At 67.6% G+C, this 13,365-nt stretch carries 12 protein-coding genes; 8 read left to right on the forward strand and 4 right to left on the reverse strand.

Features of this window, described 5'->3' with window-relative positions; translation table 11 throughout:
- Window positions 1-40 precede the first annotated feature (40 nt).
- The 5 genes from M8R19_RS28115 to M8R19_RS28135 all read left to right on the forward strand — a co-directional run bounded on the left by M8R19_RS28115 (window position 41) and on the right by M8R19_RS28135 (window position 3,435).
- Complete coding sequence (locus M8R19_RS28115; RefSeq protein ID WP_249919566.1) at window positions 41-1,192, forward strand: MFS transporter; 1,152 nt, start codon at window positions 41-43, stop codon at window positions 1,190-1,192.
- A complete protein-coding gene (locus tag M8R19_RS28120; protein WP_074984850.1) occupies window positions 1,189-1,815 on the forward strand; it encodes a methylthioribulose 1-phosphate dehydratase in 627 nt (208 codons plus the stop codon). Before M8R19_RS28115 ends, M8R19_RS28120 begins: the two co-directional genes overlap by 4 nt.
- 30 nt (window positions 1,816-1,845) lie before the next feature.
- The gene (locus tag M8R19_RS28125) at window positions 1,846-2,391 is read left to right on the forward strand and encodes a 1,2-dihydroxy-3-keto-5-methylthiopentene dioxygenase (RefSeq protein WP_074984847.1); all 546 of its coding nucleotides are present in this window, start codon (window positions 1,846-1,848) and stop codon (window positions 2,389-2,391) included.
- Between the two features lie 113 nt (window positions 2,392-2,504).
- On the forward strand, window positions 2,505-3,188 hold the full coding sequence (mtnC, locus tag M8R19_RS28130) for an acireductone synthase (protein ID WP_249919567.1): 684 nt from the start codon (window positions 2,505-2,507) through the stop codon (window positions 3,186-3,188).
- Window positions 3,189-3,243: 55 nt separating this feature from the next.
- A complete protein-coding gene (locus M8R19_RS28135; RefSeq protein ID WP_009618652.1) occupies window positions 3,244-3,435 on the forward strand; it encodes a PLDc N-terminal domain-containing protein in 192 nt (63 codons plus the stop codon).
- Window positions 3,436-3,728: 293 nt separating this feature from the next.
- Here the strand turns inward: M8R19_RS28135 and M8R19_RS28140 are convergent, their stop codons facing one another.
- Window positions 3,729-4,226, reverse strand: coding sequence for a methylated-DNA--[protein]-cysteine S-methyltransferase (locus tag M8R19_RS28140; protein ID WP_249919568.1), 498 nt, complete (start codon window positions 4,224-4,226; stop codon window positions 3,729-3,731).
- A gap of 4 nt (window positions 4,227-4,230) precedes the next feature.
- On the reverse strand, window positions 4,231-5,139 hold the full coding sequence (locus M8R19_RS28145) for a DNA-3-methyladenine glycosylase family protein (protein WP_074984923.1): 909 nt from the start codon (window positions 5,137-5,139) through the stop codon (window positions 4,231-4,233).
- Between the two features lie 195 nt (window positions 5,140-5,334).
- Between M8R19_RS28145 and speE the strand changes: the two genes are divergently transcribed.
- The 3 genes from speE to M8R19_RS28160 all read left to right on the forward strand — a co-directional run bounded on the left by speE (window position 5,335) and on the right by M8R19_RS28160 (window position 9,445).
- Window positions 5,335-6,195 (forward strand): polyamine aminopropyltransferase, encoded by an 861-nt coding sequence (gene speE / locus M8R19_RS28150; RefSeq protein WP_074984839.1) that lies wholly within the window; start codon window positions 5,335-5,337, stop codon window positions 6,193-6,195.
- Between the two features lie 224 nt (window positions 6,196-6,419).
- Window positions 6,420-8,498 (forward strand): LTA synthase family protein, encoded by a 2,079-nt coding sequence (locus M8R19_RS28155; protein WP_249919569.1) that lies wholly within the window; start codon window positions 6,420-6,422, stop codon window positions 8,496-8,498.
- 161 nt (window positions 8,499-8,659) lie between these two features.
- A complete protein-coding gene (locus M8R19_RS28160; protein ID WP_009618662.1) occupies window positions 8,660-9,445 on the forward strand; it encodes a sulfite exporter TauE/SafE family protein in 786 nt (261 codons plus the stop codon).
- 540 nt (window positions 9,446-9,985) lie between these two features.
- On the opposite strand, the gene M8R19_RS28165 is transcribed toward M8R19_RS28160, so the two are convergent.
- Window positions 9,986-11,332, reverse strand: coding sequence for a nucleobase:cation symporter-2 family protein (locus M8R19_RS28165; protein WP_249919570.1), 1,347 nt, complete (start codon window positions 11,330-11,332; stop codon window positions 9,986-9,988).
- Between the two features lie 677 nt (window positions 11,333-12,009).
- Entirely contained in the window at window positions 12,010-13,329 is a 1,320-nt protein-coding gene (locus M8R19_RS28170; RefSeq protein ID WP_249919571.1) for a urate hydroxylase PuuD, read from the reverse strand.
- Between the last annotated feature and the right edge of the window lie 36 nt (window positions 13,330-13,365).

The raw sequence follows: 13,365 nt of genomic DNA on the forward strand, positions 1-13,365 counted from the left end.
GCAGAAGCCGCTCTTTCCTGAAGCCTGCTGCCTGTAGCCTGTGGCCGCTTCTCTGCCCTACTGGCGCCTGTCCAGCTTCTACTTCTTCTATTTCTGCCTGCTGGGCGGGACCGCGCCTTTCCTCGCCCTGTACTTCCACCACCTGGGCTTTTCCGCCGCGCGCATCGGCGAGCTGGTGGCCATTCCCATGCTGATGCGCTGCGTGGCGCCGAACCTGTGGGGCTGGCTGGGCGACCGTTCCGGCCAGCGCCTGCGCATCGTGCGCTTCGGCGCGCTGTGCACGGCGGCGTGCTTCGCGCTGATCTTCCTCGACCACAGCTACGCCTGGCTGGCGCTGGTGATGGCCGGGCACGCGTTCTTCTGGCACGCGGTGCTGCCGCAGTTCGAAGTCATCACCCTGGCCCACCTGGGCGAGCGCACCGCCAGCTACAGCCGCATCCGCCTGTGGGGCTCGATCGGCTTCATCTGCACCGTGGTCGGCCTGGGTCGGTTGTTCGAGGCCACCAGCCTGGACTACTACCCCTGGGCGCTGCTGGCGATCATGCTGGGCATCGTCGCCGCCAGTTGGTGGGTGCCCAATGCCCAGCCGGCTTGGCGCCACGGCGACGCGCCGGCCAGCGGCTTCCTGGCCCAGCTTCGCCAGCCGGGGGTGATCGCCTTCTACTTGTGCGTGTGCCTGATGCAGCTGTCCCACGGGCCGTACTACACCTTCCTCACCCTGCACCTGGAGGCCCTCGGCTACAGCCGCGGGCTGATCGGCTGGCTGTGGGCCCTGGGCGTGGTGGCCGAGGTGCTGCTGTTCCTGGTGATGCCGCGCCTGCTGGGGCGCTTCAGCCTGCGCCAGGTGCTGGCGGCGAGCTTCCTGCTGGCGGCGCTGCGCTGGCTGCTGCTGGGCAGCCTGGCCGACCACCTGGGCCTGCTATTGTTCGCCCAGCTGCTGCACGCGGCCACCTTCGGCGCTTTCCACGCCGCCGCCATCCATTTCGTCCAGCGCAGCTTCCAGGCGCGCCAGCAGGGCCAGGGGCAGGCGCTCTACGCCGCGCTGGCCGGCACCGGCGGCGCCCTGGGCGCGCTTTACTCCGGCTACAGCTGGGCCAGCCTGGGCCCGGCCTGGACTTTCGCCATCGCCAGCCTGGCGGCGCTGGCCGCAGCCGTTATCATCCGTACCCGTCTGAAAGAGGAGCGGCCATGAGCAACAACCGTGAACACCTGACCCGCCAGATCATCGAGGCCGGGCGCTTCCTGTACGGCCGCGGCTGGTCGCCGGCCACCAGCAGCAACTATTCCGCGCGCCTGGCCGCCGACCGCGCGCTGCTCACCGTCTCGGGCAAGCACAAGGGCCAGCTGGGCGTCGACGACGTGCTGGAGACCGATCTTGCCGGCAACAGCCTCGAACCGGGAAAGAAGCCCTCGGCGGAAACGCTGTTGCACACCCAGCTGTATGCCTGGCGCGCCGAGATAGGCGCGGTGCTGCACACCCACTCGGTGAACGCCACCGTGCTCTCGCGCCTGACCCCCGCCGACCGCCTGGAGCTGGAAGACTACGAGCTGCAGAAGGCCTTCGCCGGCGTCACCACCCACGAGGGCCGGGTGACGGTGCCGATCTTCGACAACGACCAGGACATCGCCCGCCTGGCGGGCAAGGTCCAGCCCTGGCTGGACGCCCACCCGGACTGCCCCGGCTACCTGATCCGCGGCCACGGCCTGTACACTTGGGGGCCGCGCATGGAAGACGCCCTGCGCCAGGTGGAAGCCTTCGAATTCCTCTTCGAATGCGAACTTAAAGTGATCAGCCTTCGCGGCGGCACGCGCTGAGCGAATCCGGCAGTACCCGAGGACCCGAGCATGAGCAGCCTGACCGTCTACCACGAATCCGCCCCCGAACAGCCGCTGAAGCTGCTGACCCACGCCGAGGACATCGCCGCCACCCTGGCCGAGCTCGGCGTGCGCTTCGAGCGCTGGCAGGCCAGCGCGCCCATCGCCCCCGGCGCCAGCCCCGACGAGGTGCTGGCCGCCTACGCGGCGGAGATCCAGCGCCTGAAGGACGAGCAGGGCTACGTCACCGTCGACGTGGTCAGCCTGAACGCCGACCACCCGCAGAAGGACGAGCTGCGCGCCAAGTTCCTCGACGAACACCGCCACGGCGAGGACGAGGTGCGCTTCTTCGTCGCCGGCCGCGGCCTGTTCACCCTGCACGTCGAGGACCACGTCTACGCCGTGCTCTGCGAGAAGAACGACCTGATCTCGGTGCCGGCCGGCACCCGCCACTGGTTCGACATGGGCGAGCGCCCGCACTTCGTGGCCATCCGCCTGTTCAACAACCCCGAGGGCTGGGTGGCGAAGTTCACCGGCGACGAGATCGCCCGGCGCTTCCCGCTGCTGGAAGACTGAACCCTGTGCTCTTCGTAGGAGCGAGCTTGCTCGCGAACGGATTCCGCGGCGGGGTTGGTTCGCGAGCAAGCTCGCTCCTACAAAAAATAGGCCGCCCCTGCTTTGGAGTCCCCATGCCGATCAAAGCCATCCTCACCGACATCGAAGGCACCACCAGCGCTGTCAGCTTCGTCTTCGACGTGCTCTTCCCCTACGCCGCCGCGCACCTGCCGGATTTCGTCCGCGAGCACGCCGGCGAGGCGGAAGTGGCCGCGCAGCTGGACGCGGTGCGCGCCGAGAGCGGCGAAGCCGGCGCCGACGTCGAGCGCTGCATCGCCATCCTCCTGCAGTGGATCGCCGAAGACCGCAAGGCCACGCCGCTCAAGTCGCTGCAAGGGCGGGTCTGGGAGCAGGGCTACCGCGCTGGCCAGCTCAAGGGCCACGTCTACCCGGACGCGGTGGAGGCGCTGCGCCGCTGGAAGGCCGAGGGCTATGACCTGTACGTCTACTCCTCCGGCTCGATCCAGGCGCAGAAGCTGATCTTCGGCTGCTCCGAGGCCGGCGACCTGGCGCCGCTGTTCTCCGGCTACTTCGACACCACCAGCGGGCCCAAGCGCGAGGCCGCCTCCTATGCGCGCATCGTCCAGGCCATCGGCCTGCCGGCGGAGCAGGTGCTGTTCCTCTCCGACGTGGTGCAGGAGCTGGACGCCGCCCGCGAAGCCGGCCTGGCAACCATCGGCCTGGCCCGCGAAGGCGGCGCCTTGGAAGGCCACGAGACGCAGGCCAGCTTCGCCCTGATCGACCCGGCCCGCTGCTGAGGCCGCCGCCGCCGTCTATGCTGGAGGGCACACCTCCAGCAGCGGGAGCGGCGCCATGGGTTCGACCTTCAACGGCCTGATCGGCCTGATCATCTTCGCCCTCGACGTCTGGGCGATCATCAGCGTGCTCAAGAGCAGCGCCGACGTGCCCATCAAGATCATCTGGGTGTTGGTGATCGTCATCCTGCCCTTGCTGGGGCTGGTGATCTGGGCGATCGCCGGGCCGAAAGGCAACGTCCGCGTGTAGCAGAGCTTTTCGTAGGAGCGAGCTTGCTCGCGAATGGGGTTCGCCGGTGGCGTTGGTGTTTCGGATCGACTCCGCTCCCTCTCCCCAACCCTCTCCCTGAAGGGAGAGGGGGCTGTCCGCTGCATGCTGTGGGTTCGGAGTGATCCTGTGATTGCGGTGGGTTGAAGCAATTCGAGACATCAGGAGTGGGCTAGGCTTCCAGCTCGCTCCGAACGGCCCCCTCTCCCTTCAGGGAGAGGGCTGGGGAGAGGGGCGGAGTTTCCCCAGAACACGAAACCTCCCGGGAAACCCCATCAAACCAACTCCAACTCCCGCGATTCCCCCACCATCACCCCCTCCAGTCGCAGCAGCGCCTCCTTGCGCGGCAGGCCGCCGCCGTAGCCGGTGAGGCTGCCGTCGCGGCCGATCACCCGGTGGCAGGGGATGATGATGCTGATCGGATTGGCGCCGTTGGCCGCGCCCACCGCGCGCACCGCCTTCGGTCGGCCGATGCGTTCGGCCAGGTCGGCGTACCAGGTGGTGTGGCCGTAGGGAATCTGCGTCAGCGCGTGCCAGACCTGGCGCTGGAACTCGGTGCCCTGGGGCGCCAGGCGCACCTCGAAGACCTTGCGCTTGCCGGCGAAGTATTCGTCCAGCTGCTTCATCACGGAATCCAGCTGGCTGCTGGCCTCGCGCCAGTCCGGGCCCGGCTCGTGGCCTTCGAAGGGGGTCATGTAGAGCATGCGCAGGCCCTGTTCGTCGCCGGCCAGCAACAGGCGGCAGAGGGGGCTGTCGTAGTAGCGGTAGTGCATGGCTTCATCCTCCGATGCGGCTGCCTTGCGAATAGGCTTGCCAGAGATAGACGGCGGCGTAGGCGCGCCAGGGGCGCCAGGCCTCGGCGCGGCGTTGCAGGTCGCGGGCGCTGGTGCCGGCCTCGCCCCAGACCGGCGACTTGAGCAGGCCCAGGTCGGCGGCGGGGAAGGCGTCGGCCTCGCCGAAGGCGCGCAGGGCCACGTATTCGGCGGTCCAGGGGCCGATGCCGGGCAGTTCGCAGAGGCGCTTCACCAGCGCTTCTGCGCCATCCTCCACATGCAGTTCCAGGGCGCCTTCGGCCACCGCCGCGGCGAAGCGCTGCAGGCTGGCCACGCGCTTGCCGGGCATGCCGATGCCGTCCAGGTCCGTCTCGGCCAGGGCCCGCGGGGTAGGGAAGAGGTACTGCGGGCCGTCGGCCACGGCATTGCCCAGGGGCTGGCCGAGGCGCTGCACCAGGCGGCCGGTGATGGTCACCGCGGCCTTCACCGTGACCTGCTGGCCGACGATGGCGCGCACCGCCTGCTCGAACGGGTCGAAGGCGCAGGGCAGGCGCAGCCCCGGCCAGGCCTCGACGAGCGGGCGCAACAGCGGGTCGGCGCCCAGGTGCGCGGCCACCGCCCGCGGGTCGCTGTCCAGGTCGAACATCTTGCGCACCCGCTCGGCCAGTGGGGCGCTGTCGGCGCCGGCGCCGTCCAGGTGCAGTTCCAGGCGCAGGGCTGGCTCGTCGGCCAGCGGGCGGATCTCCATCCAGCCGGGCACGCCATCCAGGCGCAGGCTGCGCCGGTAGTGCGCCTCGCCCAGCGTTTCCACCCCGGCCAGGCGGCGCAGGGCGAAATGGGCGTGGAACTGTGCCCAGTCCCAGGGCGGCTGGTAGGGCAGGTGCAGGACGAGGGGCGTGATGGGTGCGTTCATGGCGCTGACCATAGCCCGCCGCCGCCGCGCTGTCGTCCCGCAGCTGACTTTCAAAGTGAGCGGGCAAAGTGAATGGGCAAAGTGGAGTGGGCGAAGTGAGCGGGTTCGACCTGTCATGCCTCGCACAGTAGAATGCGCGCCTTTCACGGCCGGCCCTCGGCCCGCTTCATTCACCGTTGAACCGGGAGACCGCCCATGCGCGATTACCAGGAAACCCTCTACGAAGGCTACGGCCAGCGTTTCAGCGTCGACCAGCTGCTCCACGAGGTGCGCACCGAGCACCAGCATCTGGTGATCTTCGAGAACGCCCGCATGGGCCGGGTGATGGCCCTGGACGGGGTGATCCAGACCACCGAGGCCGACGAGTTCATCTACCACGAGATGCTCACCCACGTGCCCATCCTCGCCCATGGCGCGGCCAAGCGCGTGCTGATCATCGGCGGCGGCGACGGCGGCATGCTGCGCGAGGTGTGCAAGCACGCCAGCGTCGAGCACATCACCATGGTCGAGATCGACGGCACCGTGGTCGACATGTGCAGGCAATTCCTGCCGCGCCATTCCAACGGCGCCTTCGACGACCCGCGCCTGGACCTGGTGATCGACGACGGCATGCGCTTCGTCGCCACCACCGAGCGCAAATTCGACGTGATCATCTCCGACTCCACCGACCCCATCGGCCCGGGCGAGGTGCTGTTCTCCGAGAACTTCTACCAGGCCTGCCACCGCTGCCTGAACCCGGGCGGCGTGCTGGTCACCCAGAACGGCACCCCGTTCATGCAGCTGGACACCGTGCGCAACACCGCCGGTCGGATGAACGGCCTGTTCGCCGACTGGCACTTCTACCAGGCGGCGGTGCCCACCTACATCGGCGGCGCCATGACCTTCGCCTGGGGCGCCCTTGAGCCCGCCCTGCGCCGCGTGCCGCTGGAAACCCTGCGCCAGCGCTTCGCCGCCAGCGGCATCGCCACCCGCTACTACAACCCGGAAATCCACCAGGGCGCCTTCGCCCTGCCGCAGTACGTGCTGCAGGCCATCGGCAAGCCGCACAACGACTGATCCGCAAGCGCCGCTGTCGGAACCATCCGGCGGCGGCGACTCTTTTTTCACCTGTGTTGGGCATAATCCGACGCCTTGACGGCATTTTCTTAAGGTCTGGCTAATTTTCACCGACTAGAATGCGCCGCCCGCTTCCACGTCCCGCTCCCGGGGCGTGGAGCCTCCGCACCTCCCCGCAGGGGAGGGCGCCCGAACCGAACGTTGCACAAGACGGAACCTGAAACATGGGCCAATCGGAAGTCCTGAATACCCGCCAGCGCGCCGCCAACCTGGCGCGCGCCACGGTGTCCAGCCACCTGGGGTTCATCCTGCTCGGCAGCCTGGCGCTGATGCTGATGTTCTCCCTGCTGCGCCTGGCGCTGCTGGTCTACAACCGCGAGCTGATCGGCGACACCCCGGCCAGCACCTTCTTCGAAGCCTTCCTCACCGGGGTGCGCTTCGACATCCGCGCGGTGGTGCTGATAGTCGCGCCGATGATCTTCGCCCTGGTCAGCGTCACCGCCATGCGCTGGCGCATGTTCTGGCGCGTGTGGCTGACCGCCCTGGCCAGCCTGACGCTGTTCCTCGGCGTGCTGGAGCTGGACTTCTACCGCGAGTTCCACCAGCGCCTGAACAGCCTGGTGTTCCAGTACATGTCCGAAGACCCGAAGACGGTCATGAGCATGATCTGGTACGGCTACCCGGTGGTCCGCTACCTGCTGGCCTGGGCCGTGGCCACCTGGCTGCTGTTCATGCTGTTCCGCGGCGTCGACCGCGCCACCCGGCCCAGCGCCGTGGGCGCCTCGGCCGCCGCCTGGTACCTGCGCGTGGCCGCCCTGCTGGTGGTGGTGGTGGTGGCCGGCGTCGCCTACCGCGGCACCCTGCGCCAGGGCCCGCCGCTGCGCTGGGGCGATGCCTTCACCACCGACTCGATGTTCGCCAACCACCTGGGCCTGAACGGCTCCATGACCCTGCTCAAGGCCGCCGAGGACCGCTTCGGCGAGGACCGCGCGAACATCTGGAAGGCCACCCTGCCCGACGACCAGGCCCGCGACACCGTGCGGCAGATGCTGCTGACGCCCAACGACAAGCTGGTCGACGCCGACGACGCGGCCATCCGCCGCGACTTCACCCCGCCGGCTGAAGGCACGCTGCCGGGCGTGAAGAACGTGGTGGTGATCCTCATGGAAAGCTTCGCCGGCCACTTCGTCGGCGCCCTGGGCGCGCCGGGCAACATCACCCCGTACTTCGACAAGCTGTCGAAGGAAGGCCTGCTGTTCACCCAGTTCTTCTCCAACGGCACCCATACCCACCAGGGCATGTTCGCCACCATGGCCTGCTTCCCCAACCTGCCGGGCTTCGAGTACCTGATGCAGACGCCCGAGGGCGGCCACAAGTTCTCCGGCCTGCCGCAGCTGCTCAGCGCGCGCCAGTTCGACGACGTCTACGTCTACAACGGCGACTTCGCCTGGGACAACCAGTCCGGCTTCTTCGCCAACCAGGGCATGACCACCTTCGTCGGCCGCAACGACTTCGTGAACCCGGTGTTCTCCGACCCGACCTGGGGCGTGTCCGACCAGGACATGTTCTCCCGTGGCAACGAGGAGCTGGACCGCCTGGCCGCCAGCGGCAAGCCGTTCTACGCCCTGCTGCAGACGCTCTCCAACCACGTGCCCTACGCCCTGCCCAAGGACCTGCCGGTGGAGCGCGTGACCGGCAACGGCAGCCTCGACGAGCACCTGACCGCCATGCGCTACTCCGACTGGGCGCTGGGCCAGTTCTTCGAGAAGGCCAAGAAGTCGCCGTACTACAAGGACACCCTGTTCGTGGTGGTGGGCGACCACGGCTTCGGCGCGCCGGAACAGCTGACCGAGATGGACCTGTTCCGCTTCAACGTGCCGCTGCTGATCATCGCCCCGGGCATCCAGGATAAGTACGGCGCCAGCCGCGACACCGTGGGCACCCAGATCGACATCGTGCCGACCATCATGGGCCGCCTGGGCGGCGAGGTGCGCCACCAGTGCTGGGGCCGCGACCTGCTGAACCTGCCGGCCGGCGACAAGGGCTTCGGCGTGATCAAGCCCTCGGGCAGCGAACAGGTGGTGGCCATCCTTTCCGGCAACCGTATCCTGATCAAGCCCAAGGAAGGCGACATCCGCGTGTACGACTACCAGGTCGGCGCCCATCCCAAGGCCGAGCGCGTGCAGAGCGTGCCGGACGAGGCCGAGCTGAAGAAGCGCCTGGAATCCTTCATCCAGACCGCCACCAAGAGCCTGCTGAACAACACCACCGGCGTGGTGGACAGCAAGCCGGACAGCGACTGACCGGCGCGTGACGGAGAAGGGGCCTGCGGGCCCCTTTTTCGTGGGCGGTGCTTTAAGATTTGGTTATAAATTAAGTCGATATTGATATAAGCGCTTATAAGGAAAGCCGCTATCCTGCCCGCCGGTTTTCGCAAGCCGTTCACGGCTTTCAGGAAGGGTTGATGGAATTCGGCGTCCTTGGTTTCGTTGTCGCAGGCTTGCTGGTCGGGTTCATCGTGGGCATGACCGGCGTCGGCGGCGGTTCGCTGATGACGCCCATCCTGCTCTGGTTCGGCATCAACCCGGCTGCCGCCGTGGGCACCGACCTGCTGTACGCGGCCATCACCAAGTCCGGCGGCGTGCTGGTGCACACCCGGCACAAGAACGTCGACTGGCGCATCACCGGCTGGCTGACCCTCGGCAGCGTGCCGGCGGCGGGCCTGACCCTGCTGTTCCTGCACAGCCTGGGCGCCGACACCCAGGCGCTGAACACGGTGATCAAGCACGCCCTGGGCGTGGTTCTGCTGCTCACCGCCCTGGCCATCCTGTTCAAGCAGAAGCTGCTGGCCTTCGCTCACAAGCATGCCGGCGACCACTACCACCTGGGAGGCGCCAGCCTCAACGGCCTCACGATTCTCACCGGCGTGGTGCTCGGCGCGATGGTCGCGCTGACCTCCATCGGCGCCGGCGCGCTGGGCACGGTGGCGTTGTTCGTGCTGTATCCCTTCCTCGCCACCCGCCGCCTAGTGGGCACCGAGATCGCCCACGCGGTGCCCCTGACCCTGGTGGCCGGCCTGGGCCATGCCAGCATGGGCAACATGGATTGGCAGTTGCTGGGGTACCTGCTGTGCGGTTCGCTGCCGGGGATCTACCTGGGGAGCCATCTGTCCGGACGGATTTCCGATAACGTCCTGCGGCCGTGCCTGGCGGTGATGTTGTTCAGCATTGGCTACAAGCTGGTGTTCTGATCCGGTTCGGCGGTTCTCTGGGTTCGTGGGAGCGAGCTGGCTCGCGAACCTTGGTCCTGTGTTCCCGTCTCCCCATCGTCATTCCCGCGAACGCGACATCCATGTCGCAGACCTCCTGAGCGCGGGTTTCGCTCGGCCTTCGAATCGCGGACAGAGTCTGCTCCTACAGTTCCAGGAAGCACGGGCGTAGGAGCGGACTCCGTCCGCGATCGGATTCACCGGCCACGCCGGACATCCCGGTGGCACGGATGGCGGCGGATAACCGCGAACGGTTATTCGCCCTACGTTCCCATTCGCGGGAATGACGGGGCGGGGGTCGGAGCATCAGGATGACTCCAGATTCTCCGGCTGCTCAGGACAGCCCCCTCTCCCTTCAGGGCGGGGCGCGCAGCCGAGGGCTGGGGAGAGGGCGCTCTTGAACCCCACGGCACTGCGCCGGCAGATGCTCCAGTCACTGCAGCACGAATGAAAAAAGCCGCGCAGGAGTGAGGCGCGGCTGGAAGCGGCGGGCGTCGGGAGGGCCCGCCGAAAGCGTTGGCTTCAGTGGTGCCCGCAGAGGGCGTCGCGGCCACGTTCGCCGAGGATGTTGAACAGCAGGTTGAGCAGCACGGCCCAGATCGCGGTCATGGCGATGCCGCTGTGGGTGATCGGTTCCATCCAGGCGGGCAGGGCGGCGAAGAAGTCCGGGCGCACCACCGGGACCATGCCCATGCCGATGCTCACCGCCACCAGCAGCTGGTTGCGGCGGTCGACGATGTCCACCTCGTGGAGGATGCGGATGCCGCTGGCGGCGACCATGCCGAACATGGCGATGCCGGCGCCGCCGAGCACCGCCGGCGGAATCGAGGCGACCACGTAGGCGGCCTTGGGCATCAGGCTGAGGAGGATCAGGAAGCCGCCGGCGGCCACGGTGACGAAGCGGCTGCGCACCCCGGTCATCTGCACCAGGCCGATGTTCTGGGCGAACGACGAATGGGTGAAGGTGTTCATGAAGCCGGCGAAGAACGACGCCGTGGCATCGCACAGCAGGCCGCGGCGCAGGCGCTTGGGGCAGATCCCGTCGCCGGTGATCTTGCCCAGGGCGAGGAACATGCCGGTGGACTCGACGAAGATGATCAGCACCACCAGGCACATCGACAGCACCGGCGCCAGGTGGAAGCTGGGCGCGCCGAAGTGCAGCGGGGTGACCACCTCGAAGGCCGGGCGGGCGTCGATGCCGGACAGGTCGACCATGCCCATGGCGCTGGCGACGATGTAGCCCAGCAGCATGCCGATGAGCACCGAGACGTTGGTCCAGAAGCCCTTGAGGAAGCGGTTGACCAGCAGGATGGCGGCCAGCACCAGGCTGGACAGGAACAGGTATTCCAGGGCGCCGAAGTTGGCCGCGCCCTTGCCGCCGCCGGCCCAGTTGATGGCCACCGGGAACAGGCACATGCCGATGGAGGTGATCACGGTGCCGGTCACCAGCGGCGGGAAGAAGCGCACGATGCGGCTCATGAAGGGCGCGACGAGCATGCCGAACAGGCCGGCGGCGATGGTCGCGCCAAAGATGCCGTTGATGCCCACGCCGGGCATCCCGGCCATGGCCACCATGCTGCCGACGGCGGCGAAGCTGGCGCCCATCATCACCGGCATGCGGATGCCGACCGGGCCGATGCCCAGCGATTGCACCACGGTGGCGATGCCGGCGACCAACAGGTCGGCGTTGATCAGGAAGGCGATTTCCTCGCGGGACAGGCCGGCGGCCTGGCCGACGATCAGCGGGACGGCCACGGCGCCGCCGTACATCAGGAGCACGTGCTGGAATCCCACCAGTAGCAGTTGCAGCAACGGCAGACGCTGGTCGGCGGACGAGCCGGCCGCGTGGCGCTCAGTTACCTCGGACATGCAACACCTCGATTTTTTATTGTTGTGTCACTGGTGGACGCCGATCAGGCTCGGCGGCCGGGTAGTACTGGCTCGCCACACCCCCGGGGCCGTGCGGGTGAAGCGGTGCGGGACTTTATAGCGTTGATGTGTATTCGCTTCAATATGTTTTTGTATACAACTCTCTGGTCGGCTTGTGAATGATGGGTTTCGGGTCGCTCTAGGCCGCGTGTTCCGTGGCTTCGGCGGGATGTAGCCGTAGGTCGGGTGGGACTACATTTTTATTCCGTGGAGTCGGTGTTCCTGTAAGAGCGGACTCCGTCCGCGATTCGCGCGCAGGGCGCGCTCCTACATGGCTTGGGCGGTGCAGGCGAAACATCGGGCGCCGGCCTTGCCGGCGGAATCGTGGACGGAGTCCGCTCCTACAGCTCGTCGTGAGGCACGGTGGCTCTTTGTAGGAGCGAGCTTGCTCGCGAACCTTGCCCTACCTCCTCCCTTAACCCCGTCATCCCCGCGAACGCGGGGAACCAGAGACTGGCGCCATGAACGCCGCTGGTTTCCCGCGTTCGTGGGAATGACGAGGGTGGTTTGGGTGTCTGGGTGGTTCGCGAGCAAGCTCGCTCCTACGAAAAGCCCATGGGCATAAAAAAACCGCACCCGAAGGTGCGGTCTTTCTGGTTCCGGCGAACCGCGGTGGCTCAGTTGGTCTGGGCGCCCTTGGCGATCCAGGAGCCGATCAGGTTGCGCTCTTCCTGGGTCATCTGGGTGATGTTGCCCAGCGGCATGACCTGGGAGGCCACGGCCAGCGCCTGGATCTTCGCGGTCTGCGCCTGGATCTGCTGCGGCGTGTCGAACATCACGCCGGCCGGGGCGGCGCTGAACAGTGGGCTGGTCGGCTTGGCCGAGTGGCACACGGTGCAGCGTTCCTGGATGACGTGATGAACCTTCTCGAAGTCGCCGTTGCCGCCGGCGCTGGCGGCTTGCGCCTGGGCCGGGGCCTGCGCGGCGGCGGGCTTGTCGGCCTCTTCCTTGGCGCGTTCGGCGGCGGTCTTGCCGCCGATGGCGGTTTCCGGCAGCGGCTGGTACTGCACCTGCGCGGCGTTGCCGGCGGGGGCGGCGCTCTGCAGTGTCGGGCCGGTGACGAAGGCCAGGGCGATCATGCCCACGGCGCCGGCGGGCAGGGCCCAGGCCATGCCGTTGCCGTTGTGGCGGGTGTTGAAGTAGTGCCGCACGATCACCGCCAGCGCCGCGATGCACGCCAGGATCAGCCAGTTGTAGTGGCTGCCGTAGGTGCTCGGGAAGTGGTTGCTGATCATGATGAACAGCACCGGCAGGGTGAAGTAGTTGTTGTGGCGCGAACGCAGCAGGCCCTTGGCCGGCAGCACCGGGTCGGGCTCGCGGCCTTCCTCGATGGCCTTAACCAGCGCGCGCTGGGCCGGCATGATCACCCGGAACACGTTACCGACCATGATGGTGCCGATGATCGCGCCGACGTGCAGGTAGGCGCCGCGGCCGCTGAACACCTGGCTGAGCAGGTAGGCGGCGAGCACCAGCAGGGCGAACAGGATGGCGCCGAGCAGGGCGGGGGTCTTGCCCAGCGGCGAGTCGCACAGGCCGGAGTAGATGAACCAGCCGGCGATCAGCGAGCCGATGCCGATGGCGATGGCCGCGGCGGGCGCCAGGTCGCTGCCCGGGGCCACCAGGTACAGGCTGGGGTTCAGGTAGAAGACGATGGTCAGCAGGCACACGCCCGAGAGCCAGGTGGAGTAGGCCTCCCATTTGAACCAGTGCAGGTTGTCCGGCATCTTCGGCGGCGCCAGCTTGTATTTCTCCAGGTGGTAGATGCCGCCACCGTGGATCGCCCAGAGGTCACCCGAGAGCCCCTCGCGCGGGTTGACGCGGTTGAGGTTGTTTTCCAGCCAGACGAAGTAGAACGAGGCACCGATCCAGGCGATGCCGACGATCATGTGAATCCAGCGAACCAGCAGGTTCGCCCATTCGATGAGATGTGCTTCCACAGTCATTACCTCTTGCCCGGGCGCCGGCGTCGCGGC

Source organism: Pseudomonas sp. R3.Fl (genome assembly GCF_023516765.1).
In the GTDB taxonomy this organism is placed as follows: Bacteria; Pseudomonadota; Gammaproteobacteria; order Pseudomonadales; family Pseudomonadaceae; genus Pseudomonas; species Pseudomonas citronellolis.